Annotated in this window: 22 protein-coding genes and 8 pseudogenes; 19 read left to right on the top strand and 11 right to left on the bottom strand. The window is 38.6% G+C overall.

Annotated features, from left to right (window positions below):
- Positions 1-78: 78 nt before the first annotated feature.
- Complete coding sequence (locus M1D98_RS09955; protein ID WP_268559769.1) at positions 79-549, bottom strand: NUDIX domain-containing protein; 471 nt, start codon at positions 547-549, stop codon at positions 79-81.
- Positions 550-803: 254 nt separating this feature from the next.
- Here M1D98_RS09955 and M1D98_RS09950 point away from each other — a divergent pair, with 254 nt between their 5' ends.
- The 8 genes and pseudogenes from M1D98_RS09950 to M1D98_RS09915 all read left to right on the top strand — a co-directional run.
- Positions 804-2,087, top strand: coding sequence for an NAD(P)H-dependent oxidoreductase (locus M1D98_RS09950; protein WP_039074154.1), 1,284 nt, complete (start codon positions 804-806; stop codon positions 2,085-2,087).
- A gap of 94 nt (positions 2,088-2,181) precedes the next feature.
- Positions 2,182-2,625, top strand: coding sequence for a transcriptional regulator GutM (locus M1D98_RS09945; RefSeq protein ID WP_456279562.1), 444 nt, complete (start codon positions 2,182-2,184; stop codon positions 2,623-2,625).
- A gap of 5 nt (positions 2,626-2,630) precedes the next feature.
- Positions 2,631-3,158, top strand: coding sequence for a PTS glucitol/sorbitol transporter subunit IIC (srlA, locus tag M1D98_RS09940; protein WP_039074152.1), 528 nt, complete (start codon positions 2,631-2,633; stop codon positions 3,156-3,158).
- Positions 3,159-3,196: 38 nt separating this feature from the next.
- A pseudogene (locus tag M1D98_RS09935) lies at positions 3,197-3,574 on the top strand (PTS glucitol/sorbitol transporter subunit IIB); the annotation flags it as partial.
- A gap of 54 nt (positions 3,575-3,628) precedes the next feature.
- A complete protein-coding gene (gene srlE, locus M1D98_RS09930) occupies positions 3,629-4,639 on the top strand; it encodes a PTS glucitol/sorbitol transporter subunit IIB (RefSeq protein ID WP_268559594.1) in 1,011 nt (336 codons plus the stop codon).
- A gap of 34 nt (positions 4,640-4,673) precedes the next feature.
- Positions 4,674-5,030, top strand: coding sequence for a PTS glucitol/sorbitol transporter subunit IIA (locus M1D98_RS09925; protein WP_268559584.1), 357 nt, complete (start codon positions 4,674-4,676; stop codon positions 5,028-5,030).
- Positions 5,031-5,052: 22 nt separating this feature from the next.
- Positions 5,053-5,991: a sugar-binding transcriptional regulator gene (locus tag M1D98_RS09920; protein ID WP_268559583.1), complete on the top strand. Its 939-nt coding sequence runs from the start codon at positions 5,053-5,055 to the stop codon at positions 5,989-5,991.
- A gap of 156 nt (positions 5,992-6,147) precedes the next feature.
- A pseudogene (locus M1D98_RS09915) lies at positions 6,148-6,347 on the top strand (UV damage repair protein UvrX); the annotation flags it as partial.
- A 681-nt stretch (positions 6,348-7,028) separates the two neighbouring features.
- Here M1D98_RS09915 and M1D98_RS09910 read toward each other — a convergent pair.
- Together M1D98_RS09910 and bla are read right to left on the bottom strand one after the other, a co-directional pair.
- Positions 7,029-7,769, bottom strand: coding sequence for a class I SAM-dependent methyltransferase (locus M1D98_RS09910; RefSeq protein ID WP_268559582.1), 741 nt, complete (start codon positions 7,767-7,769; stop codon positions 7,029-7,031).
- Between the two features lie 219 nt (positions 7,770-7,988).
- Complete coding sequence (gene bla, locus M1D98_RS09905) at positions 7,989-8,912, bottom strand: class A beta-lactamase (RefSeq protein WP_268559593.1); 924 nt, start codon at positions 8,910-8,912, stop codon at positions 7,989-7,991.
- A gap of 290 nt (positions 8,913-9,202) precedes the next feature.
- On the opposite strand from bla, the pseudogene M1D98_RS09900 reads away from it, so the two are divergent.
- Both M1D98_RS09900 and M1D98_RS09895 read left to right on the top strand, forming a co-directional pair.
- Positions 9,203-9,831, top strand: a pseudogene (locus M1D98_RS09900) (type 1 glutamine amidotransferase family protein).
- 193 nt (positions 9,832-10,024) lie between these two features.
- The gene (locus tag M1D98_RS09895; protein WP_435576621.1) at positions 10,025-10,915 is read left to right on the top strand and encodes a CPBP family glutamic-type intramembrane protease; all 891 of its coding nucleotides are present in this window, start codon (positions 10,025-10,027) and stop codon (positions 10,913-10,915) included.
- A 936-nt stretch (positions 10,916-11,851) separates the two neighbouring features.
- Here the strand turns inward: M1D98_RS09895 and M1D98_RS09890 are convergent.
- Positions 11,852-12,082 carry a hypothetical protein gene (locus M1D98_RS09890; protein WP_121642708.1) on the bottom strand — a complete coding sequence of 77 codons (231 nt, stop codon included), beginning with the start codon at positions 12,080-12,082 and terminating at the stop codon, positions 11,852-11,854.
- A 200-nt stretch (positions 12,083-12,282) separates the two neighbouring features.
- On the opposite strand from M1D98_RS09890, the gene M1D98_RS09885 reads away from it, so the two are divergent.
- Complete coding sequence (locus M1D98_RS09885) at positions 12,283-12,615, top strand: hypothetical protein (RefSeq protein ID WP_456280225.1); 333 nt, start codon at positions 12,283-12,285, stop codon at positions 12,613-12,615.
- A gap of 434 nt (positions 12,616-13,049) precedes the next feature.
- Positions 13,050-13,192: pseudogene (locus tag M1D98_RS09880) on the top strand (hypothetical protein).
- Positions 13,193-13,250: 58 nt separating this feature from the next.
- On the opposite strand, the gene M1D98_RS09875 reads toward M1D98_RS09880, so the two are convergent.
- The 3 genes from M1D98_RS09875 to M1D98_RS09865 form a co-directional block, all read right to left on the bottom strand.
- Positions 13,251-14,054, bottom strand: a complete 804-nt coding sequence (locus tag M1D98_RS09875) for a DUF817 domain-containing protein (RefSeq protein ID WP_268559579.1) — start codon at positions 14,052-14,054, stop codon at positions 13,251-13,253.
- A gap of 133 nt (positions 14,055-14,187) precedes the next feature.
- The gene (locus tag M1D98_RS09870) at positions 14,188-14,403 is read right to left on the bottom strand and encodes a helix-turn-helix domain-containing protein (protein ID WP_121642705.1); all 216 of its coding nucleotides are present in this window, start codon (positions 14,401-14,403) and stop codon (positions 14,188-14,190) included.
- Between the two features lie 10 nt (positions 14,404-14,413).
- A complete protein-coding gene (locus M1D98_RS09865) occupies positions 14,414-14,896 on the bottom strand; it encodes a DUF2975 domain-containing protein (protein WP_121642704.1) in 483 nt (160 codons plus the stop codon).
- Positions 14,897-15,202: 306 nt separating this feature from the next.
- Here M1D98_RS09865 and M1D98_RS09860 point away from each other — a divergent pair, with 306 nt between their 5' ends.
- The 3 genes and pseudogenes from M1D98_RS09860 to M1D98_RS09850 all read left to right on the top strand — a co-directional run.
- A complete protein-coding gene (locus M1D98_RS09860; RefSeq protein WP_456279561.1) occupies positions 15,203-16,165 on the top strand; it encodes a VanW family protein in 963 nt (320 codons plus the stop codon).
- A gap of 1 nt (position 16,166) precedes the next feature.
- Positions 16,167-16,661 (top strand): hypothetical protein, encoded by a 495-nt coding sequence (locus tag M1D98_RS09855; RefSeq protein ID WP_456280224.1) that lies wholly within the window; start codon positions 16,167-16,169, stop codon positions 16,659-16,661.
- Positions 16,662-16,798: 137 nt separating this feature from the next.
- A pseudogene (locus tag M1D98_RS09850) lies at positions 16,799-16,997 on the top strand (hypothetical protein); the annotation flags it as partial.
- An 89-nt stretch (positions 16,998-17,086) separates the two neighbouring features.
- On the opposite strand, the pseudogene M1D98_RS09845 reads toward M1D98_RS09850, so the two are convergent.
- A pseudogene (locus M1D98_RS09845) lies at positions 17,087-17,448 on the bottom strand (hypothetical protein).
- A gap of 251 nt (positions 17,449-17,699) precedes the next feature.
- Here M1D98_RS09845 and M1D98_RS09840 point away from each other — a divergent pair.
- Positions 17,700-18,197: a DUF4944 domain-containing protein gene (locus tag M1D98_RS09840; RefSeq protein WP_121642701.1), complete on the top strand. Its 498-nt coding sequence runs from the start codon at positions 17,700-17,702 to the stop codon at positions 18,195-18,197.
- Positions 18,198-18,483: 286 nt separating this feature from the next.
- Here M1D98_RS09840 and M1D98_RS09835 read toward each other — a convergent pair.
- Positions 18,484-19,166, bottom strand: a pseudogene (locus M1D98_RS09835) (SOS response-associated peptidase).
- 234 nt (positions 19,167-19,400) lie between these two features.
- On the opposite strand from M1D98_RS09835, the gene M1D98_RS09830 reads away from it, so the two are divergent.
- Positions 19,401-20,117: an NPP1 family protein gene (locus M1D98_RS09830; protein ID WP_129550717.1), complete on the top strand. Its 717-nt coding sequence runs from the start codon at positions 19,401-19,403 to the stop codon at positions 20,115-20,117.
- Between the two features lie 708 nt (positions 20,118-20,825).
- Here the strand turns inward: M1D98_RS09830 and M1D98_RS09825 are convergent.
- Positions 20,826-21,863, bottom strand: coding sequence for a polysaccharide lyase family 1 protein (locus M1D98_RS09825; protein WP_039074274.1), 1,038 nt, complete (start codon positions 21,861-21,863; stop codon positions 20,826-20,828).
- 167 nt (positions 21,864-22,030) lie between these two features.
- Between M1D98_RS09825 and M1D98_RS09820 the strand changes: the two genes are divergently transcribed.
- Complete coding sequence (locus M1D98_RS09820) at positions 22,031-22,708, top strand: YoaK family protein (protein WP_010330598.1); 678 nt, start codon at positions 22,031-22,033, stop codon at positions 22,706-22,708.
- Between the two features lie 261 nt (positions 22,709-22,969).
- A complete protein-coding gene (locus tag M1D98_RS09815) occupies positions 22,970-23,668 on the top strand; it encodes an expansin EXLX1 family cellulose-binding protein (RefSeq protein WP_456279560.1) in 699 nt (232 codons plus the stop codon).
- A gap of 45 nt (positions 23,669-23,713) precedes the next feature.
- Here M1D98_RS09815 and M1D98_RS09810 read toward each other — a convergent pair.
- Positions 23,714-24,315 (bottom strand): annotated as a pseudogene (locus M1D98_RS09810) (4-hydroxyphenylacetate 3-hydroxylase C-terminal domain-containing protein); the annotation flags it as partial.
- Positions 24,316-24,541: the final 226 nt, after the last annotated feature.

Genomic DNA, 24,541 nt, shown 5'->3' with positions numbered 1-24,541 from the left:
CAAAGCAACCCTTAAGGAAATGTAAAACTTCGAAGTCCTTCTTACCTATCAACAAGATTTTCTCCTTTTTGGCTTGAGCTATCGTATAAAGGCTTTACTGTATCCACGGAGAGCATCCTGAATTCTTATACTCTGGGTAGTATGAATATTCAAATTACCTAGCTCGCTTATCGAAATAAATTCTACTTTTTTAGATTCATTACTGGTTGCTAATTTCCCGCCTGTCTTTTGACATAAAAAGCAAAGGGAAAACTGTTGGCGAACTTCTCCATCTTGATATGCGATAACATGATTGGGATCACTGTATACCCCAACCAGATGTTTTACCGCTATATCTAAGCCAGTTTCCTCCTTAACCTCTCTTTTTATGGCATCTTCCACTGTTTCTCCCGGTTCCACATTGCCCCCGGGTAAAAACCATTTTCCGTTATCAACACGTTCTTGAAGTAAAATGTTTCTTTCCTTATGAAGAACGACAGCTGAGACAGCAGGAACAATCTTTATTGGTTTTGGTGCGTCATCATTGTAATAATAATCGGTTCTAGTCATTTTGTTACATACGACCTTTCTTATCCTCTTCATTTTTTAACATTTTTTATTGACAGCCTTTTCATAACATTCTACAATAAACCCATAACAATTAACAAATGTTAAATGTCGTAACAAATGTTACAAAAATTATTTGTTTGATATGGTGTGTGACCAATGTTAATTGTTCATATAAGGCATACTGCTGTTTTATATGTGAATGTAAGCGTTTAATGAATTAAATTTTATGAATTTTCACAAAGGGGATGTGCTATATGTCAATTTATCAACAACTTTTAGAAAGAGAACGTGCAAACGAACCGATTAAAGTAGGAGTCGTCGGTGCTGGACAAATGGGATTTGGCATGATCGGTCAAATCTCTCATATTCCTGGTATGAGCGTAACTGGAATCAGTGATATAAATATTGAGGCAGCAGAAAGAGCTGCAAATTACTATAATTCACAAGCATCCAGAAAAGAATCCATTATGGTAACTAATGATTTTCGTGAAGTGATTCAATCTGCCAATGTAGAAGTTATCGTTGATGCAACAGGAGTCCCAGAAGTAGGAGCCAACATTTCACTAGAAGCCTTAAGATCTAAAAAGCATCTTGTCTTATTGAATGTAGAAGTGGATATTACGATCGGCTCAGTGATGCATCAAATGTTTAGTAATGCTGGTCTAGTTTACAGTGGTTCTGCTGGGGATGAGCCGGCAGCAATACTTGAATTATTTGAATTTGCCAAAACGATGGGGATGGAAGTTCTAGTTGCTGGCAAAGGGAAAAATAATAAATTAAATGTCACAGCAAACCCTGGCACTGCACAAGAAGAAGCAAATAAGAAGAAAATGGCTTCTCATATGCTTGCCGCTTTCCAGGATGGTACTAAGACAATGGCTGAAATGAATTTATTGTCTAATGCTATTGGATTTGTACCAGATGTAGTTGGGATGCATGGAATTACTGGAGATCTAGATTCAGTTATTAAAGATTTAGACCTTAAAGAAAATGGCGGGGTATTAAATCATTTTGGGGTAGTTGATTATGTAGACGGGCTTGCACCTGGAGTATTCGTAATTGTAAAAGGGCAAAATGATGCTGTAGCGCATGAGTTGGATTACTTATTGAAAAAAGGTGAAAGAGACCATCACATTTTATATCGGCCATATCATTTAGCTAGTTTAGAAACGCCTATTACTATTGCCAAAGCTGTTTTACAAAATGAAGGATCTATTCAACCACTAGGCGCTCCAATTTCTGATACGGTTGCCGTTGCAAAACGTGATATGAAAGCCGGAGAAGCACTAGATGGTATTGGAGGTTACTCTGTACGCGGGGTTCTTGAAACTCATCAAGATTTGAAGCGAAATAATCATATTCCAATTGGTTTAATCAGTGGAAATGTTGTGGCGAAAAAAGATATTCGTCAAGGCCAATTCTTAACAACTGATGATGTAGAACTAGATCCTACAACAACAGTTTGGAAATTAAGATCGCTTCAAGATAGTTTGTTCCCGACAGTGACGGCTGATAGTAAAATTGTAACTACTTTGTAAGTTCATAGGCGTGCAACAAAACTCTTTCTAAAAAAGAGTTTTGTCCGCGCCCTTTTTCTTCATCAGATATGACTTAAAAAGGGGGTGACTTCCTATGAAATTTGTTTTCATTCTCTGCTTTTTGCTAGTCGTTCAATATGTATTTACCTTCATACAAGTTCGTTATTATAGAAAGAGTATGAGTACGTTTGTAAGTGCTTACAGAGAGAAAAAAGGATACTATTTATTTTCTGGTACGGAAAGAAGAAAGTTTCGTCCTGGAGCTATTGTTATGATTGTCGTTGATCGTAACTATATCATTCAGGAATGTTATGTAATCAATGGTTTTTCAATCTTATCTAAGTTTAAAGAAATCAGTAAATATAAGGGCCAACATATAGGAACTGTATTAGATGCTTTACAAGAATACAAAACAAATCAAAAAGGAAATGATAGACGATTACCAGCTCTTCATACAGCCCTTTCCAAGGTTGCTGAAAATGCTTTATTATCAATCTCTGCAAAAAAATCTCTATGCTTTAATGGAAAGGAGTGTTGATTTCTATGGAATGGATTCAGTGGTTCGGCGAACACTTTATAGGAATGTTTGATGCTGGTGGTAAACAGTTTATGGATTTAATGACTGGAATCGTTCCTACTTTAGTTGTACTGCTCACATTTACCTATGCAATGATTAAGTTCATAGGAGAAGAAAGAGTCAATAAGGTCATTCAGTTCGCAGCAAAGTATACGTTATTAAGATATACATTAATGCCTATCCTATCAATCTTATTATTAACAAACCCAATGGCTTATACCTTTGGAAGGTTTTTACCAGAAAAACAAAAACCAGCGTTTTTCGATTCACTAGTTACTTTCTTTCATCCTGTTACAGCTTTATTCCCCTACGCAAATGCAGGAGAGCTTTTCGTCTACTTAGGAATTGCGAATGGTATAAAAGAGGCTGGTTACCCTATGTCTGATCTCGCCGTTCGCTATTTCCTAATAGGAATTGTCATCATGCTTTTACGCGGGGTTATTACTGAACTTATCACAAAATATCTATCTAAAAGAATGGAAGCGAATTCTTAATTGAAGCAGAAGTCACCATGACTCGAGGAGGAACGATCATGAATAAACAGCGTGCAATCTTTGTGGATAAAGGTTCAGGTGGCTGGGGAACAGGTCTAAGAATTGAACCTAAAGGAAAAAAGACGAAGGTTGTTTCTATTACAGGCGGAGGGATTCACCCAGTCGCAAGAAAGATCGCTCAAGTATCGGGAACAGAGGCTGTAGACGGCTTTAAACATTCAGTTCCTGAAGATGAAATGCTGTGTGTTGTTATTGATTGCGGAGGTACGGCAAGAATTGGACTTTATCCGATGAAACGGATTCCCACAGTGGATGTCCTTCCTTCTTCACCTTCAGGCCCACTGGCTAAACATATTAAAGAAGATATCTTTGTTTCTGGTGTGACAGAGAAAGAAATCAGGTTAGCTGAACCTGAAGAAACAGCGGAAGCTAGTCAAATCAACACAAGTGATAAAGAAAATCCTAATAAGATGAATAAGGAACGTGCAATCTTTGTGGATAAAGGCTCAGGTGGCTGGGGAGCAGGTCTAAGAATTGAACCTAAAGGAAAAAAGACGAAGGTTGTTTCTATTACGGGTGGAGGGATTCACCCTGTCGCAAGAAAAATCGCTCAGGTATCGGGAACAGAGGCTGTAGACGGCTTTAAACATTCAGTTTCTGAAGATGAAATGATGTGTGTTGTTATTGATTGTGGGGGAACAGCAAGAATTGGACTTTATCCAATGAAACGGATTCCCACAGTGGATGTCCTTCCTTCTTCACCTTCAGGCCCACTGGCTAAACATATTAAAGAAGATATCTTTGTTTCTGGTGTGACAGAGAAAGAAATCAGATTGGCTGACGAGCAAGCAGAAATTCCATCAGAATCAGAAGATCCATCAGAAACCAGCCAACTTAATATAAATGACAAGGAAAATTTGAACGAAGAAATGAAAAAAGAAGAGCGAGAAGATAGAGATAACTTCTTGATGAGATTTTCGAAAGGAATCGGAAAAGTAACAGGAACCTTTTATCAAGCTGGTCGAGATTCAATAGACATGCTTATCAAAAATATCATTCCATTTATGGCTTTTGTGAGTATGCTCATTGGAATTATTAACTACACAGGTATTGGCGATGCAATGGCTCACATCCTGTCACCTTTGGCTGGTTCTTTGTGGGGATTAATCATTTTGGCATTGGTTTGCACCTTACCATTCCTTTCGCCAGTGCTTGGACCGGGTTCCGTTATAGCCCAAATTATAGGGGTCTTAATTGGAACTGAAATAGCTAAAGGAAACATTCCGCCTCAATTTGCCTTGCCGGCTTTATTTGCAATTAATGCCCAAGTGGGAGCGGACTTTATACCAGTTGGTTTGTCACTTGGCGAGGCGAAAGCAGAAACGGTACAATATGGTGTACCAGCAGTTTTATATAGTCGTCTTATCACTGGGGTTCTTGCTGTTATCATTGCATATGTCGCAAGTATTGGGATGTTTTAATAAATGTATAATGATGATAAATGGAGGTATGGGTATGTATAAGTCAATTGTAAAAGAAATCGGGGAATTAGCTTTATCATTTGAGGAAGAAAAGATAATGATTTTATTTGGGCCTCAAACACCAGAGGGGTTAAGAGACGTGGCTGTCATTCATGAGGTTGATGAAGATCAATCAGAAAACCCAATTAAAGAAGGGCATACTCTAAAAGTAGATGATCAAGAATTCAGTATTACTGCTGTAGGATCCGCAGCCAATAACAATTTAAAGGAACTTGGCCATATTTCTATCTACTTCAACGAGCCTAACGGAGACGTTCTTCCTGGTGCTGTGTTTGTCAGCCCGTACGTGCTTCCGAAAGTTAAAAATGGCAGTATCATTGAATTTAAATAATAAAGAAAAAGGAGTTACGAATGTGAACTTACCTGAAGATAATAGATTGTTTGTTAAAATAGCTCATATGTACTACGAGGAAGGACGTAATCAATCGCAGATTGCAGATGAAATAGGTGTAAGTCGTTCTCTAATTTCAAAATATCTTGCAAAAGCAAGAGATTTGGGAATTGTTGAAATTATTATTCATGATGACATGATTCATCCTTATAGAAAACTCGAAGGAAAAGTGGAACGTCTATATGGATTGCGTGAAGTCGTATGCATTCCCAATCTGGGAGGCGAATCCTCGAAAAGCAGGTTGGGATCTGCAGCTTGTAAATACTTGTTGCGAGTGATGAGAGACGGGCAAACGATAGGGGTCTCCGCAGGAACCACTTTGTATGAAGTAGCAAAGGCGATGACCTCTAGCCAGCCCTATCCTTCCGTTACATTTGTTCCTTTAGTTGGGGGAATGGGAAACGAACGAGTAGATATACATGCCAATCATATAGTAGCTAAGCTCGCAGAAAGTCTACAAGCTCACTATAAGCTTCTTCATGCACCCGTAATGGTAGATTCTAAAGAAGCAAAAGACATATTTATGAGACAAACTTCGATACAAGACATTTTTAATCAATCTGCCAAATCTCATATAGCGATTGTAGGAATCGGGGGAACTCCTGAACATTCGACTATGGTGAAGTCTTATCTAGGTCAGGAACATCAGGAGTATTTTGATCATACAGATGTCGTCGGAGACATTTGTTATAATTTCATCGATGAAAATGGCCGATCATCTCTTAGTTCATGGAATGAAAGAGTGATTGCGTTGGAATTAGATCAATTAAGGGAGATTCCACTTGTTATTGGAGTGGCTTGCGGATTAGAAAAAGTGCAAGCAATAAAAGCAGCATTGGAAGGCAAGTTAGTCCATGTATTGGTGACAGACGAACAGACAGCACAGGCCTTATTGGATTAATGAAAAATAAAGGGATGAGATACTTTTTAAGATCGTCCCTTTATTTTTAGAAACTAGAAAGAGGAAATAATATATTATTTTGCTCTACGACCGAAGACTCTTAGTCTTTCCACAAATATCTCCATTACTTAGAGATGATGCTTCATGCTCTCTTTAGGTAAGACTGTTCGAAGTAACTCAGTCACGTTATCAACGATTGAGAATATTGGTAATCAGCATTATTTCAGGTGGATAATGAAAAGAGAAGAATCGTGATGGATGAAAGCAAATACGGATCAAAAGCAATTCTTAAAGCAGTTTTATACACACCGGCAGGAACTGTATTTTATAGAGCAGAACTGACAAGAGGACCCTAATCATAAGATGATAAATCTTGAAGGTTCATTTACGACTTAATGGGGAAACAAAACTGCTGCCTTACACTTATCGTTCTGCTGGAAAAAGGAAACATCATTTTTTATACCATTAGAGTAGACCAATTGCTTAATTTTCATAACTGTTGGAAACGGTTTTTCCGTCTGCGATAATAAAGTAAGAGGTGAAAGCAATGAATGGGATAGAATTTTTTGAGTCCGTGTCACAACTGGGACAATTAATTTTATTATTCTCCGGCTACGCCCTTTATTGGAGATTAGGTACAACAAAAAGAGAACGAAAGCTTACAAAATATGAAACTTTTCTTAGGTTCTTTGTCATGTTCGGCATATTTGCATGGGCGCTTTCGTTTCTTGCTTTGCATTTGTGGTAACGAACTTTCTGCACGTATTTAAAATCGTGTTTTTCATTAGATCCAACGAGCTGCGCTGAGAACATCTATGTATTAACCAAGAAGCTTCCACTAGGTATTACTGAATGCCTTCTGATTTAATCTGTGACCAAGCTAAATCCTTTAGGGGAGAAGGGAGGAATACGTCCTTAAATCGCTAGCAAACAATTTGAGCGCTTTCCGGTTGGATGACTTATATGATTCTAGTATCCATTACGTTTGAATAATAAAAAAGCGTCCCTGTTTATACAGAAACGCACATGAAAAGAAATTATAAATGGGCTGCAATCATGAATCTTTTAGCATTTGTGCAAATTCCTTTTTCAGTTTGATTGGTTTCAATGAAGTTGTTCAAAATATGAAGGTCACTCCGTTCCTGACCAAAATTAGGGATGATAGGAGTATGTTGGAGCAGGAAAATTAGGTCTTCGGGTCTCTGATAATATTCAATAGCGTCATAATCATGTACTTGGATATCTGAAAATCCAGCATCTTTTAGTTCTTGGATATATCGCTCTTTTAATGTCCCATCTTTTTCTGCAAATGACTGCCCTCGACCGAATGCTTTTTTTACATTCAGTTTGTCACCTTCACTAACTTGTTGTGTTAAAAACGTCCCGCCCTTTTTCAATACGTTAGCAACTTCTTTAGGGTTGAACGGGGCATGTTGATTTGACACCAAATCAAAGAATTCAGCAGGGAATTGTAAATTTTCAGAGGACATTTGGAGAAATCGAACGTTTGAGAGACCCGAATGGTTAAGGTTGGATTTTGCCGTTTCCACCATCCCGCGAGAAAGGTCTATTCCAATTAAGAGACATAATGAAGATGCAATTTTTAATGCGTTTTCCCCTCCGCCAGTACCTATATCCAAAAGTATATCTGAGTGATTACATCTTGCTTGTACTTCTTCGTGAAAATTCCACTTAACCCCTTCAGATTCACACTTTAATTCACTGAAATTCCAGCCGTTTACTTTTCCAACCTTATCATAAAAATCAATTTGATTCATTTTTCCTCTCCGCCTTTCACATTAGAAATTAAACAATTTGCTTTTTTTCAGATGCTGGCTTAGCTAAACTAAGTAATGACGATGTTTACTGAAATCAGGGATAAACGCTAAAAAAATGAAATACACCGTTCATGAAAAAGAAGAACGGTGTGGTATTAAAAAAATGAGAAAGCTATAAGGTGGATCAATCATGTGTTTCACTGACAATCTTGATTTATATCATGATTTGAAATTGTTAAGAACGACTTTTGCAGCCTCAGCGATAAGAGCATTATCATAATTAGCATCTTCCGTAAACCGGTTTGATAAGATTGCCACAACAATAGGAGCTCTATGAGGCGGCCAAACGATAGCAATGTCATTTCGTGTTCCATAACTTCCGGCTCCAGACTTATCGCCGACTTCCCATCCTATAGGAGCACCCGCCCGAATCAGTTCGTCACCAGTAACGTTCCCCCGCATCCAGTCAGTTAAGATCGTGCGCTTGTCAGGTGTAAGGTTGTTGTCAACAGTGAAAGCTTTAAGGTCTGTTGCTAGTGCTTTGGCGGTGCTTGTGTCCCGAATATCCCTAGGAATGGCAGAGTTTAGATCCGTCTCGAAACGATTTGCCTTGGTTACATGATCCCCAATCTGTTTCAGTGATTTTTCGAAACCTTTAGGGCCGCCAAGCTGTTGCAGCAATATGTTCCCAGCAGTATTGTCGCTGTAACGGATAGCAGCCTCAGCGATTTCCTTCAAGCTCATCCCTGTATCCACGTGTTTTTCTGTGATTGGAGAATACGTAACAAGATCGTCTTTGCTGTAGTGAATGACTTCATTAAGTTTTTCAATTGCGTTTTTCTTCAGGACAGCAGCTGCGGCGAGAACTTTATAGGTTGATGCGTATGCAAATCGTTCATTGGGCCGATAGGAAATCGTCTTGTTTGTACCTGTGTCAATTGCATAAACGCCCAGTTTCGCATCAAATTTCTTCTCAAGTTGAACAAATTTTTCATCCGTTATACAGCTTGTCACTTTTGTGTCTCCTATGGCTGTTGCTTCAGCATGCGTTGATGCATCAAAGGGTTTGAAACCAGTAAGGCTTAAACATAAAAGTCCAATACAGATTCCAAGTTTTAATGGCGCTTTATTTTTCAAATGAATCGACCTCCTCATTCAATTAATGATGTATTCACCTTCTATTAATAACACAAAAATAGGAGCAAAATCGATATATTTCCAATGAAAGTTTAAACTAAACCCTTTCATTCATCTCGTTTTTTGATTTTTCATATAGTAAGTGAATAGGGCCATGAGGGGAAAGGGAAGAAAAATAGATAAACACCCATTTTAAAGGTGATTATGGTAAATATCATAGTGCAGCTGGCATGAGATTTTATCAGTGTTCCTAATTAAAAGCATGGCGTGAAGCCATCCTAATGGGAGCGTAATCAATGCAAACAAAAAAAGTGTATCTTTATGTATTTCATACCATGTCAGACTGGGAATATGGCTATTTAATTGCTGAACTAAACTCAGGGAGATATTTAAAAAAAGATGTAGCACCTATAAAAGTAGTTACAGTAGGAGCTTATAAACAAATGATAAAGACGATGGGAGGGCTAAGCATAAAACCAGATATTACCCTTAATGAGTTAAGCTTGAGAGTAAAGATCTTCTGATTTTACCCGGAGGGAATACTTGGGGAGAAAATATTCATCAACCGATCTTGAAAAAAGTTGGCGAAGCTTTAAAGCTTGGCACGATTGTTGCTGCGATTTGTGGTGCAACCGAGGGCCTCGCGCATTATGGATACTTAGATTCCAGAATGCACACAAGCAATGACTTAGCCTACTTGAAAATGGTCTGTCCTCACTATAAAGGAGAAACATTTTATGAGATGGGACCTGCAGTATCTGATGAGAATTTGGTAACCGCATCAGGAATTGCTCCCCTTGAATTTGCGATGGAAGTACTGAAAACATTAGATGTGTGTGCACCAGAAACATTGCATTCATGGTATGAGTTAAACAAGACCCAAAAACCTGAATACTTCTTCGAGCTAATGAATACAATAAATTGATAGAATCAGTGCCATGCCCCAGAAATGATGGGGCATTTTTTTATGATGAAAGAAAGCGATACAATGCAAGCAGGGTGATTCAAAAATTTGAAACAATAACAGCATTTGGAACGTATTGTAATAAGAAAGCTATGATCGACGCTTATTTAGCTTTCTTGTTTGACGCTGTACATGCTGTGAAAGGGGGATGAAAATGCAATTTCATCAAATTCAAAACGGAAAACAAACCAATCATCTTAAATGGCTGGGGGCTATTTTTTTCAGCTGGGGAACGTTCGTTTTTGCGTTGTTTTTTGCTACTTTTATCGGTTCAATGGCACGCCAAGCAGGAGCTTCCAAGCTCTTGCAGCAAGGTATTCAGGCAGGCTTAGTGACGTTCATTACTGTCCCGCTGCTTTATATTCTTCTTAAGCGGACGTCCAGTAGACCATTCTGCTCTATCGGATTGTCTGGCTGGCGGCAAGCCATTCCGAAAGCCATTATGGGAGCACTGTATGTGATTTTTCTTTCTGGAACTGGGTTTACTATCGCCCATTTATTAGGCTTGATAACCATTACACAATTTCACTTCTCCGGACATTTGGTTACAGTATTGCTCTTAAATATGATCATCGCATTCTTTTATGAAGCTTTTCCAGAGGAATTAACATTTCGCGGGACGATGTACAATGCTCTAAACGGGCGATTTAACTGTTTTATAGCCTTACTTCTGCAGCCGATCCTATTTGTGCTTGCACCAATAGCTGTATGTGGTTTGCAGTATATAGCAGGAATCGAATCACCAGCTATCACATTAGGTTACATCGTTTTATTGTTATCTTTTGGTTTCATTCTTCAACTTCTGCGTATTGTAACAGGAAGCTTATGGACATCTATCGCCTTTCATCTGGCTTTTCTCGAAAATTCTCGTTTTTTCGTCGTGCAGGGGGATAAACGCTTTATTACCTATGAAGAAATCGTGCCGGGTACAGGAACGCTGTTTGTGATCTTTTTTATGTTGCTTTTTGTTGGTACTCTACTATTAATGCCAGCAGTAATAGCAAGGTGGAGACGTAAGAAGAAGAGAATCGGGCATGATGTTTAACGACTGGTTTATACACAAATGGAAAGTGTCGAGGTAAATGGAAAGGAGCAAAGATGTCTATTTTAATAATTGTTGAAATCTTCTCAGTGTTAACTATATTAGGTTTATTCGCATGGGTGTTCAAAAAACAAAAAAATGCGGATGAAGATGTATTTATTTATGCGAGGTACATGATATATCTTCTTGTAGCTGAAGTTGTCGGATATGTCATATTTCATATTAATGAAGTATAAAACGATCATGAAAAAATAAAGAGGAGGTTCGTCATAATTGTCGGAATCATCATTCTATCTATGAAATACATGCATCACTTACCAATCATGTAGCTTCAAATGATTTTGATTAAAATGGGTGGATCATATCTGCACATTGAACTGCATAAATTGCTAGTTTTTCAAAAAGGTTATAATCTATCGATCACTCAAAGTGAAAATGGTATACTGATGTGACAAGTATTGGAAGTCTCTTGCACGCTTCGAGAAATAAAATCAGGGGGATTACATTGAAACCAACCACGACTTATGCAGTCATATGGATATCGACTGCTTTGGCTGCTTCAGTAGGTATTATCGTTACCAAGAGCGCACTTCCGTTATGGGCGTTATTCATTCCTATGATAATACCGTTTCCGAAAGATAAAAACAAATAAATACCAGCATAATTTTGCATTACGATGAGTTTACCTGAGCGGAACATAACAACGTAACCCATGATTTGAAAATGCGGAGCTGCTCACTTGAGCCTCTATCAAAAGAAGTTGAAAAGTTATGTTCATTCTCTTGCATTTTCGAGTATTTCATACGGTCTGAACTTTGGTCTGTATATGTTTGTTTTATTCCGATTTTATGGCAATCAGGTTACACTATTGACATCATTGTTTTTACGCTTTCACCACTTACTTGTGATTGAGATTTTAGTGGAATTAGAACAATTAAGCTAGATCATGTATTTAACTGCGTTTACAACAAGTATAAAAGCCGCTGATCCGAACATGATATACGCGGACCTCGTTTGTTTCTTTAAAAGGGCCTCCACGCCCATTAAAACAAACAGAAGTGCAACTAGCACTTGGAGAGAGGTTAAAAGGAAATCACTTTGGTTATATAATGAATACACGCACAGTATTAAAGCTACACATGAAATGAACAACTTTGAAGCTTTAAGCAAAGAATCCCTCCTTGAAAAAGTTTTTTTATTTAAAAGCTTAACACGTTATGCGCTGTCCTTGGAGAGACTAAGGGAGTAAGATAAAAGAAGCATGTTAACAAATGTAATGAAAAATGCTGTTTTTCACACGCAAGCGTTCATCATTTCTTTCAGAGCATTTTAACAAGTGACATTGAAGTAAGGGAAATTCAATTGTGGCAATGAAAAGGGGGGGACAGGGTATAAAAAAACTAGTCGTGATTTCTAGCATTCAAGGAATCCTGTTATCAGCCATAGGACAATTTTTTGGAATACTAACCGATTTTTTCCTTTCGGGTATTTCTCGGTTCATTGGGATTGTCGCAGGAATTCTTATGTTACTAAGTCTAAAGTCGAGAAATGTAGAAGTCCAGTCATTTATCGTTAATGTAAGTACTTCGTTAGGAATAATAGGTGCAGGAATTTTATATATTCCAGCTGCGGTTATCAATATCTTGATTGGCTTCAAGTTAAACGAGAATGTAAAAGAAGAAAACACGAATGAGCAGCTCTGAATAAACTGTTTTTTGGATAGAGAATACATGCGACATCATCATATGAAGAGTGCTGTTGGACTTTGATTTTCCTTTTGATATGGACACCTATTGTGGATTTTATTCTCCCGTATGCGCGAGGGGTAAATAAAGACATCAAACTACATAACATGAAAAACAGTGATGTGAATTACCTTTCTTAAAAATAAATGAAGAAAAATGAGGAGGGGAAATGTATGGATTTACCTGCTTGGGCTTATATCATATTTACAATCATAGGAGTTGCTGGGTTCGTCAGTTTCATGTACTTTTCTTATTTTACTGACAAGACTGAAAAAGAAAACAGGCTATAAAAGCCATTTGTTCATGATGAGCAAGCGGTTAAATCGACACAAAGGCATGAAGAGAGAATCAGTCAGTATTGCTTGACTTTACTTTGAAAGGGGTCGAGTAACATGGATCATAAAAAAGATGACATTCAAAGAAAATATAGGGATCAAATAAGGAAGAAGACAGAACGAGAAAAAGAAAGATTGTTGTTGTATCTGCCATCATTATTTTAATATTTTTCTTTCAATCGGTTTATAAGGATTTTTAACATCATACTAGAAGAGTACATTGGAAAAAAGCAACGATTTGAACGTTGCTTTTTGTTTTTATTGGGTCCTTTGCATGTTAGGAGAAAGGACGTCCTTTGGAGGAGTCCGTTCCTTAACTTGTTTTAGCGTCGCTACGATAAGAAAGCTAACAATCACTAACAAAAGCCATGAACTCACCTTTCCTAAGTGAACAAGACTCCATGCCTCGCTTTGGTTTGGATATGTCCAAGCCCCAAAAAACGTTGCGATATTTTCCGCTATCCATATAAAAAATCCGATAAGCACAAAAGAGAGTGCAAGCGGCATACGGTAATGAGTTCCATTCACCTCGTATTTGACCCAAGTTTGCCAAAAGACAATGATGACAAGTCCAGATAACCACCAGCGAATGTCAATCGAATAATGATGGGTAAAAAAATTCAAATAAATCGCAGCGGCAAGCGGGACAACTGCAAAAAACGGCGGCCACTTCACCAATTCAACCTTAAGCCTTCTCCACGCCTGACAGAGATAGCTGGCTACACTTGCGTACATGAAGCCGCTATATAAAGGCACCCCGAATATTTTGGAATATCCTTCTTCTGGATAAGACCATGAGCCCATATGGACTTTGAAAAGTTCAAGAGCAAGCCCAATAAGGTGGAACAAAGTGATCACTTTTAATTCATCTCTTGTTTCAAGCCCGGAACGCACCATCAGCCCCTGCATGAGAACACAGATAATAAGCAGCCAGTCATACCTTGGCAAGAAGGGAAGCGGGATGATTTGTGTAACAGCCAAAGAGGCAAAAATGACGACAGGAAACAAACATGAAAGAGCCTGTTCCCAACCAAAACGAACGAGTTGTTTGAAGGCTCTCATGATGTGTGATTCCCCCTAAGGTTTTTTCTGGATATCTGTAGGGCACGCTTAAAATAGACGCTAAATGGACATAAGGTTGCATCCATAGGATCACCACCACATCACTTTATTTTTTTATGAAAAAGCGTTCTTTTTATGTGTCTTCCTCGCTTCGATATTCCAAAATATCTCCGGGCTGGCATTCTAAAGCCTTACAAATTGCTTCTAAGGTTGATAATCGAATGGCCTTCGCTTTACCGTTTTTCAAGATGGAGAGATTAGCCATCGTGATGCCGACTCTCTCCGAAAGTTCTGTTACGCTCATTTTCCTTTTAGCAAGCATCACATCAATATTGATAATAATCGCCATGTTTATCACCTCAGACCGTTAAATCATTTTCTGATTTTATATCAATCGCTTCTTTTAACAGTTTTTGAAGAACAGCAGCAAAGACCGCGATCACCATTGAAGCAAAAATAATGACCAAGCCGATGACTATGATACCCGGGGCATCGTCTATCTCGGCGATCAGATAAAAAAATGGCATGCTTGCCGCAAACAAGAGACTGATAGTGACCGCACAGTATGTAATATTTTTTAGAGCTCTTACAGAAATGTGAGAGAAAGCTTTGTTCTGGTCAATATTGCTTAAAAGTTTGAACGCTTGATAAAGAGCAAAGTAAAAAGGTATCGCCGCTACATACAAAAAGACGAAAACAAGATATTTTATATAAGCCATATTTGGTAATAATTCTGCTGCATAATTGGCTATCTTAGGCACCACAAACATGCACAAAGCAAGAATTGGAATGCCAATAAGAATAACAGCAATTTTTAAAAAAAGTGTTGAGACTCGATTCATAAAAAGCACCTCACCGATTTGTTGTCATCCTGAATGTAACACGATATTTATCGTTTTACAATAAAAAAGTATTGAAATTGATTATCTAATTATCGTTATATGGAGATTTTTCATTTAAGATAAGCCAAAAGTCGATTATAAGCAACGAATGACACTGTGTGCTTCAGGCAGCTCGGAGAACAATAAAAGATATGGATTTCCTTTTAGGAATTTATTATGGCTGAAAAATAGTGTAACAACGATAGGAAGAAATACATCAAAGGATAAGCTGGTGTTCATACTAATGATCAGGAGGTAAACCGGCTTATGAAACAAATGTGGATCACGGGTCTTTTATTATTGGCTCAACCAAGCGAGCCGACTGACAGCTTATCGGTGACACAGCAAGGGCGTACGATAGCTACTGTTACCCGTGATAGCTTTACATTGCCTCTTCCCGGTACCCCGATAATTGACCATGAAAAGTACCGTGAATTCATCAAACAGCTCAATAAGCACATTTATCGTGAGCCGATAAACGCTGTGCTTAACGATCAGGGAAGCATCGTCCCGGGCAGGGTTGGGTACAGACTTTATCAACAGGCGTTTAGGGAAACGTTTTATGCGTTTTTCTATGGCCAAGGCCCCTCCAAGGTAGAAGTGCCGGAAATAAACATTTATCCAAAAGTTGACAGTGAACTACTTGCTCACATCAGTACACATCAGCTTGGCCATTACGTAACGTATTTTAATGCGAATAATAAAAGCCGCTCACACAATATTTCCCTTTCTGCAAGAGCGATTGACAATCATGTTGTCTTCCCTAATGAAACGTTTTCGTTTAATCAAGTTGTTGGGATGAGGACTAGAGATAAAGGATATAAAAGTGCACCCATTATTGTTAAAGGTGAGTTGTCTGAAGGTGTAGGCGGAGGGATTTGCCAGGTATCATCAACACTATATAATGCAGTCGATCGCGCGGGACTGCGAATCGTTCAGCGTTATTCTCATACAAGAAGCGTGCCATATGTTCCGCCTGGACGCGATGCGACAGTAAGCTGGGGAGGTCCTGACTTTCTCTTTCAAAACCAATATAACCAGCCAATACTCATTCGGGCCAAACGGCGTGGGGGAAGTATGGTTGTTACGCTTTACTCTTCTGATATGATCAATAACAAACTGAGAAACGTTCCTAATGCACCATCTCAAATACCGAAAGAAATAAATGTTGAGCGGCAATTGGATGCCTTTATTGGAGAACCAACTAAAAAAGAAAGAAGGGATAAATGAAGTGAAGAACGTATTATTTTTCTTATGTGTTTTATTATTTTCATTTCATTTTGCTCAACCAAAAACATACGCCCTGACTTTTTCTGTGTTACCCATTACACAAAAAACAGAACAGTGGTCAGTACAAGTAAGAGAAGCAAAAAATGTAAAGGGATTAGCGCGTCCTAAGAAAGGGGTATATCATGTATATTCCTTGGAAGTCAAAAACATAGGGAAGGAAGCGGCTACGGTGGATGTGCAATTGTATCGAAATGATCCTGACTCAATCACAAGGTTTTCGCTTTTTGGATGCCCTAATGAAAATGGTATAAATCAAATAGAAGAGGCTAAAACGTTAGCTCAAAGTTTAAACGACGGCTCGCCGTTGAGGTTTAATCATTTTATGCTGGCAAATAAGGCTTCTGAATTAGAAGTGGTGATTATTTGGACGCAAAAAGGGCAGGAAGGGCGCCATTTAAAACAGAGCTTTACATTCACTGAAGACGGCGGACATTAGGCGTATAAGCAGCTTGTTTTAACATTTGCCAGCCAATGAAATAGTGTTTTCAACTTTATATAGAGAGAATATTAATCAGGATGAAGCTTCTGTTGAGGAAGAAAGGAGAGAGTAACAAAAAAAGATGGGATGATTTGATGATTAGATCCATTACTTTGCCTGAGGAAAAAACGAAAATCACAGTCGGAAAACCAATCAAAGAAGAGTCGAACGTCAAAGTTACTGCCATCTTTGACTACAGAGAAGAACCAGAGGAAGCATTTTGGATACATTTATCCGATGGAAGTGAAATGTTTGTTGATAATCACAAAGTCTTTATTGAATACCAATAGAGAAAGTAAGAAATAAACAGCAGTTGAATCACTTTCTGCGCGTTTTGGTTTGAAGTTGTACAGAGCAGACTGGCATGCCTTCAATAGCACCAGTTAATCATGAAAGCCATTGATTTCAAAATTTTCTATGTCGAGATTTAGGCTTTTCAATTGTTTCACAAAACGTCAAATTTTAAGCAATCACCATTTTTGAATTCATCTGGAATAACTTCAGGGTGAGAAATTTTCATCCCGGATTCAATCCACTGTTTGCGATACAATTGAAATGCAGCCTCAATTAAATAATCTGGCGTTACAATATAGCCTAATCTCACATCATGATCCTCACTGTAGCCAAACTCAAAATCACAACATGGACAAATGTCAAACGTTTTTTGATACTCGCCTTTATACAGAGGATTTTGAACTAATCCTTTAAATCCGCAAATTAAACATAAATATAACTTTTTCACCAATTTTCATTCCCCTTTTACTTGTTATATATTTTTATGCGCCGTAGCAAATGGTGCTTCGAACAAAGAAATGTAGAGTACTGCATTTAAATCATAATAATATAATTGTTTTATTTTTCCATCTTACGAATTGTTTATCATCCAAAGAAAAGTGCAATTCAACTTTCCTAAGAGATACGAAGAGGAAAATTGCCATTTTAGTAACATTTTGATCTCATTTCTCTACTAAAAGAATAAGGGAAGTGAGGAAAAACATGAGAAAAAAGAACAACATGAAAAAATGGCTATTGATAATTGCTGTATTTGTGGTGATCTTCACCGTATCAATCTTTGTCATAATGTCAGGGAACAAAGTGAAATATGAGGGCAGCGGAAAAAGCGGATTATGGTTTTCCAACATTGAAAAATCAGACAAAAACTCAATTGGACCAAATTACTTTCTAAATTTGTATTGGCAGGGGAGTAAGAAGGATGAAAAAAGGACTGTTGTTTCAAAAATCACCTTGTACATAGATGGCAAAAAGTATGATGACAGGGAAGATTATGATTTATCAGAGTATACAGGTGAAGAAATGCCAGAGGGAGGTCAAATGCCAGACCACATCGCTATCTTTGACTTTATGCCTGAAGAGGAAGTAATAGGACATGATCTATTAGTTAAAGTAGAGTGGAAGACAGGCGGCAAAAAACAAACAGAGGATATAAAATTATATAAGAAAACATGTATTAAAAGAGAGCCAAAAGTTGACTGAATGTCTTCACTGGAGGCGACTGATTCAAAGCCCATTCATGGTTTAAGGATTGAATTCAATCCAGTTGTTACAAAACACTTTGCTTTTCTGCAAAGGACTTAGTTTTAATAAGCAATGTAAACCCTATTGTCTAAAGGGATCTACATTGCTTATTAACAGTTTACATAATAATATTATTGTGTTAATTCATCTGAATTAACTAATTGATCTTTGTACTAAAGTTTCACACTGAATTAGTGGGTAGGCACTAAGAAAATAAAGCTTGTTCACATAATATGTAAGCCGACTACCCTCCATTCTGTGCATCAAGAAGCTCAGGTGAATTGTTTTTAGGTGAGTTTACTAATGACGAAACCTGGTATGCTTCCATGTCATCAGCATCGTAGGGCTTCAGTAAGGTTGCAGATGAGCAGGTTCTGTATGTGAAGGATTCAGCCACTCTTTTTCATCCCCATGTGTCAGTATAACCGGCATTCGGTCGTGTATATCTTTCATGAACTCATTAGGTGTAGTTGTTATGATTGTGCAGGTGCCAAGAGGAGTCCCTTGAGGTGTTTTCCACACTTCATATAACCCGGCAAACGCAAAAAGAGCGGATGATTTCAATTTGATCCGGATCGGAATTTTGGTTTTGGGATCAAGCCGTTTCCATTCATAAAAACTGTCCGCCGGAATCATACAGCGTTTGCTGACAAGCGGTTTTCGAAACGCCGGCTTCTCAGTTAATGTTTCAGCCCGAGCATTGATCATTTTATAACCGACCTTTTCATCCTTTGCCCACGGAGGGATAAGACCCCATCTAAGCTTGCCTAAGCGCTGATTTGATCCATCATTGATCATTGCCAAGATGTTTTGTGAAGGTGCAATATTATAGCTTAGACGGTATTCGGCTTTACGGAAAAATTGATCGCTGTCAAACTGGTCAATAATATCATCAAATGCAGAGAACAAAGTAAACCGGCCGCACATATCAATCATCCTTTTTTGTATTTTTAAATAGTGTACAGGTTGGATCCATGAAAATCAAAAAACGAAATGAGCTCTGCAGGTTAACTTGAAGGTAAAGATTGATGGATCATTGTATCGATTCTGTTTATAGCTTTTAAGATTCTGTAAATTTGATTGAATGGGGTTTCCGCTATTTATATAATGACTTTGCAGCTTGGATTTTACATAACGAATGCGATAAGGGGGGAAAGTGAAATGAAAAAAACTTCGTTTGCTGTTTTGATGTCATTTCTCTGTTTTATCAGCTTGGTTCCAACAGTTGATGCTGCTGTCATTGATCATGACAAAGTCGTAGGTTTCAATGAAGTTGTCCCAACTACTATTTCTCAAAAGGCAGAAAAAAAGTTTCAGCCGTATTTGAAGGTTTATAGCGGCTGTGTGCCCTTTCCGGCGGTAGATGCACAAGGCAATACAAGTGGCGGGTTACAGCCATCTGGATCGTCTAAAGGAGATTGCAGCAAACATACCGGACAAGTTTATTCACGTTCAACTTGGTACAATGGCGTGTGGGCAATTATGTATGCTTGGTATTTTCCAAAGGATGAGCCTTCACCAGGTCTGGGTCATAGACATGACTGGGAAGGAATTGTAGTGTGGGTCGACAATCCGTCTAACCAAAATGCAAACGTTTTATCCATTGCATACTCCGGACATGGGAAATTCACGAATGTTCAGCCAAATGAAAGAAATATGAAGGATACACATCCATTAATTGCGTACAACAGCACATGGCCCATAAACCATGAGTTGCATATTAGTGATCAAGTAGGGGGCACTCAGCCATTAATCGGGTGGGAAGACTTAACACCGGCAGCGAGGAATGCTCTGAATACAACGGATTTCGGTAAAGCGAATGTCCCTTTTAATGACCCTAATTTCACGAATCATTTAGAAAAGGCCTGGTTTAGATAATGCATAATGTAGCATGCTGGATTTGACATTAGATTTTTTTGAGCATGTTCATGACAAGATGCATAAAGTTTATATTGATTAGCAGAAGCGCTGCGCTGATGATGTAGAGCTACAAGAGAGGATTGTAAGGATGTAAACGTTAAAGGTAGTGCGGTTATCAATGTAAAGAGCTGTACGCACACGAAAAAAGGGTTAAATGTAAAGGCCGGTTTAAAAACTTGGGCCTTTTTTTAATGAATTGGTGTCTGGAGAATGAACAATTGGAGCAGTTCCGAAGGCAATGTTAGTTGAAAATGCTAACAGCAATATTTACAGATAGAAACAGGCTTTTTTGTATCAGCCCTTTATTAACCTCCAGAGTGTGTTATTGATCTAGTATCATTGTTAGCGCCGGTTGCCTCAAATTACAATACCGGACAAACCATATTAAAGTGATGGCGGTCTAGTTTATAAAAACGAATTCACATGTGAATAGAAGAATTGATAGTAAAACATTGTTTAGCCGATTCTTTTTATTCTATTTACTTGCGATAAACTGGTATAATAAAAAATCGATTGGGACGTTGTGGCGAAAAAGAACATAAGCTTTTTGGCAAGAATGGTTAGACTGGTCCTGGGCTTGAGCTTGAGGGAGGCAATAAAACCGCTTGAAAATACCCTATAAGCGAAAAAAGAGGCTCGGCGTTTTTTACGCAGGCCTCTTTTGTGTCAGTAGCCAAATACCAGTGTTGTACTTTGTGAACCGGCATATTTCGTGACAAATTCTTTTGTATATTGCGGCGTTTGGACACGGTAGCTATAGTTAGAGCCGGGATTCCATGAAGTCAGCGGAGAGGTTTGCTTGTTTAGAGACGGATAGCTGCCTATATCCTTGAAATAGCCAGTGCCCTTGTCATCGAGGATTCCGCCTTTTTCACTGCCTTTCCCGAAGTAATTATATTCGGAATATATTCTTGCTTTTGTGGCAATAGTAATCGCCTGGTTAAAGTTGTTGCTGTAGTTGTTTTTAACATGAAAGTATCCGTATCTCATGAGACCTGGGCCTCTTACATACAAGTTCTCAAAATAATTGTTGGCGATTGTCATGTGGGGGTAGCCGTCATATTGATGCTGTGAATCATCTGGGTATCCCAAAATCAAACCATATTTATGATTCGCGAATTTTGAGTTGCTGATCGTGATATAATCCGCTGATTTTCCGATATAAAGGAGCTTGTCCAAATCACTTCCGCTTGGGCTGTAACTGTGGCCTGAGAATGTGACGTGGTCAATCCAATAGTTGATGCCAGAATCTAAATAAAGCTGGATATCGTTATTTCCGTTAATCTGCGGACTGTGTTCAAATGTCAGATTTTGAAAAATGACGTTTCCTGATGCAGATGAAGTTGTTAAATAAATGTTCTTCAGCGTTTTTTTCGCGTAAGAGCCTACGAGTGTTTTATTTGAGCCAATGGTGACTGTTGTCTTCGAAGATGCGGAAATATCATTTTGAAGCACTAAAATTTTCGGAGTGGAACCTCCTATATGGGTTTTTAAATCATTAACGCTTTGAATGTAAACAATCTGGCCGTTTTTTCCGCCCGTTGTGCTTGCTTTAGAAATGCCTTTTTCATTTTTAGCATTTCCGGCAAATCCTAAAAGGCCATTCGTCGAGGTATTTGGAAAATCAACAGCTCCAAATGCTTTTCCAGGCAAGAGAACCAAAAACAAACTAAACACGGCGAACCATAAACAAAATCGTTTCAGCATAATCTGCCCCTTTCAATTAAATTTCCTTGCGGAGATTATTATTACAGGTAATGGAATGGAATAATAGGTTCTATCTTCCTAATTAAAGCCGGGTTATGAAAAAATAAACAGATTTCGTTAAAAACATACTCTCAATTGAAATAGAAGAAGGGATTGATGCACCGTTGACTGCAGCAGCTTATCGAAACACCTTGCTTTCACTTTTATGTTTAACAGCTGGAATCGTGGATGTAATCGGGTATTTAAGCCTGGGACATGTATTTACAGCGAATATGACTGGGAATATTGTATTGTTGGGGTTGGCGATCGGCAAATCCCTTGAGGTCACAGTTTTTCATTCTTTGACTGCGCTAATCGGATTTATATGTGGCGTCATTATATCAACACTGATTGTCGGAAAGGCAGAAAATACCCTGTGGCCTACTGCGGTGACAAAAGCGCTGGCACTTGAAGCATTCATTTTGTTTATCTTTGCTTGTCTTTCTTTTTATTCGGCTTTTGTTCCTGTATACATCCTTATTATTCTCATGAGCATATCCATGGGGATTCAAACCATCGCAGCTAAAAAGCTGGGAATCGCCGGTATTTCTTCAACTGTGTTGACTGGAACACTGGCTTCTCTTTTAGAGGATTTGTCCGGCCGTTTGTTTTTTAAGAAGCAGAAGAAGGCTTTTGTAAGAGACGCTGTGTTGCGAGCGCTGGCTATTATCTTATATTGTGTGGGGGCTATTATTGTAGCTTTAGCTGAGCCTGATTTTTATCACATCATCATTTGGGTTCCGATCGTGATGATATTTGGCATCATGCTGACAGCTAAGTTGAAACTGAGCGGGAAAAAATAAAAGCAGTTACCAGATGAGCAGCTTGTTTCATGTCGCAAAGGGCTATAGGAATGCGGCACAGTAAATAAAAATATGAAATTCGACTGGCATGCACACTCATTCATTTGTATGGTTTTTTCAGGAACATCCTACCTTTGATATATGAATGATAGTGAATCTGTCTTAAAACAATCTATGAATCTATTTCCTCTTTCAAACCAGATGATTGAGCTTTAAAATGATAATGATTCTCATTTAAAGCCTGGATTGAGGAGGACATGCATGAAAAAGAATATCAGTGCTATTGTCGGTGTGGTTTTATTGATGCTCATTTGTTTTTCCCCGCAAGCTTCGGCAGCATATGACGATCTGCATGAGGGGTATGCAACGTATACAGGATCGGGTTATTCAGGAGGGGCTTTCCTGCTGGATCCCATTCCTTCTGATATGGAGATTGCTGCAATCAATCCGGCAGATCTCAACTACGGGGGAGTGAAAGCGGCACTTGCAGGCTCGTATTTGGAAGTCGAAGGGCCAAAAGGAAAAACCATTGTCTACGTTACCGACCTGTATCCTGAAGGCGCTCGGGGAGCTCTCGACCTGTCACCTAATGCTTTCCGTAAAATCGGCAATATGAAAGATGGAAAAATCAATATCAAATGGCGTGTTGTCAAAGCTCCAATCACAGGACATTTCACGTACAAGATTAAAGAAGGCAGCAGCAGGTGGTGGGCGGCAATCCAAGTCAGAAATCACAAGTATCCGGTTATGAAAATGGAATATGCTAAGGATGGAAAGTGGATCAACATGGAAAAAATGAACTATAACCATTTTGTCAGCACCAATCTAGGGACAGGCTCTCTCACAGTCAGAATCACTGACATCCGCGGGAAAGTCGTGAAAGACACCATTCCGAAGCTGCCTGAAAGCGGAACGTCCAATGCATATACAGTGCCGGGCCATGTACAGTTTCCTGAATAAAAAGCACGAAACAGCGGATCTTATCCCGCTGTTTTTTTATTTTCCCTATGAATCGTATGAATCATCAAATTGTGGATATAAAAATTCTTTAATCATGTTTACTTGCTCCTGCTTCGGATACGTGCTATACAGTCTGCTTGAAATCCGTATAGGATCTCCATAAAAGTATCTTTCGTAGTGAGTTTGTCTTGTTCCGAATGAACTCATGGTTAAATCCCATGCCAAACGAAAAATTCTCACCCGTTCTCAGCATTTGTATTGGTTGCTTGGAGGTATTGATCAAGATCTTCCCGGATCGCTGAATCAAACCCTTTTTCTGTCGGCAGCGTCACCATTCCGCTAGCGCCAATTCGTTGAATGATTTCAGTCAGCCTAGGATATAAAGTAGGAATGATCGTACTGATGACTTACAGCGGAATCAAACTGGGCCGCATATAACCGTATTCATCTAACTGGGCATCATGTTCTGACTTGTCAATGAGTGCCTTCATGCTTTCCAATCCTACAATGATTTCAGAGAGTTTTTCTTGAATATGCTGATATTCAGAGACATTAATCGTGTCGATCAAGAGCTGCGCGACTCCTAATAGAAATTCTATTTTGATCATTTCCCTAATGGCGACCTGGTGAAAGGTAAAGGCGTGAAAGATCGTACCATATTTCGTTTTCTAGTTTATTCAATCGGTCAATGAATTCTTTTCCATTGATGATCCCCATTTGACGTTTCGCTCCTTCAAATAGCTGTGTGTTGTCATTATATTTTTGAGATTACAGCCTGTTCAGCCAATTTCAGATAGGAAAAGCCTTTTTTAGTATAGAAGCAGCGAAAAAGAAACCATTTGAATACCTAGGTGTCTTGCGCGTTTTTTTCCA

It is taken from the genome of Bacillus sp. K7 (assembly GCF_053903245.1).
The sequence above is the reverse complement of the archived record's forward strand: the minus strand, read 5'-3'. Positions and strand labels throughout refer to the sequence as shown.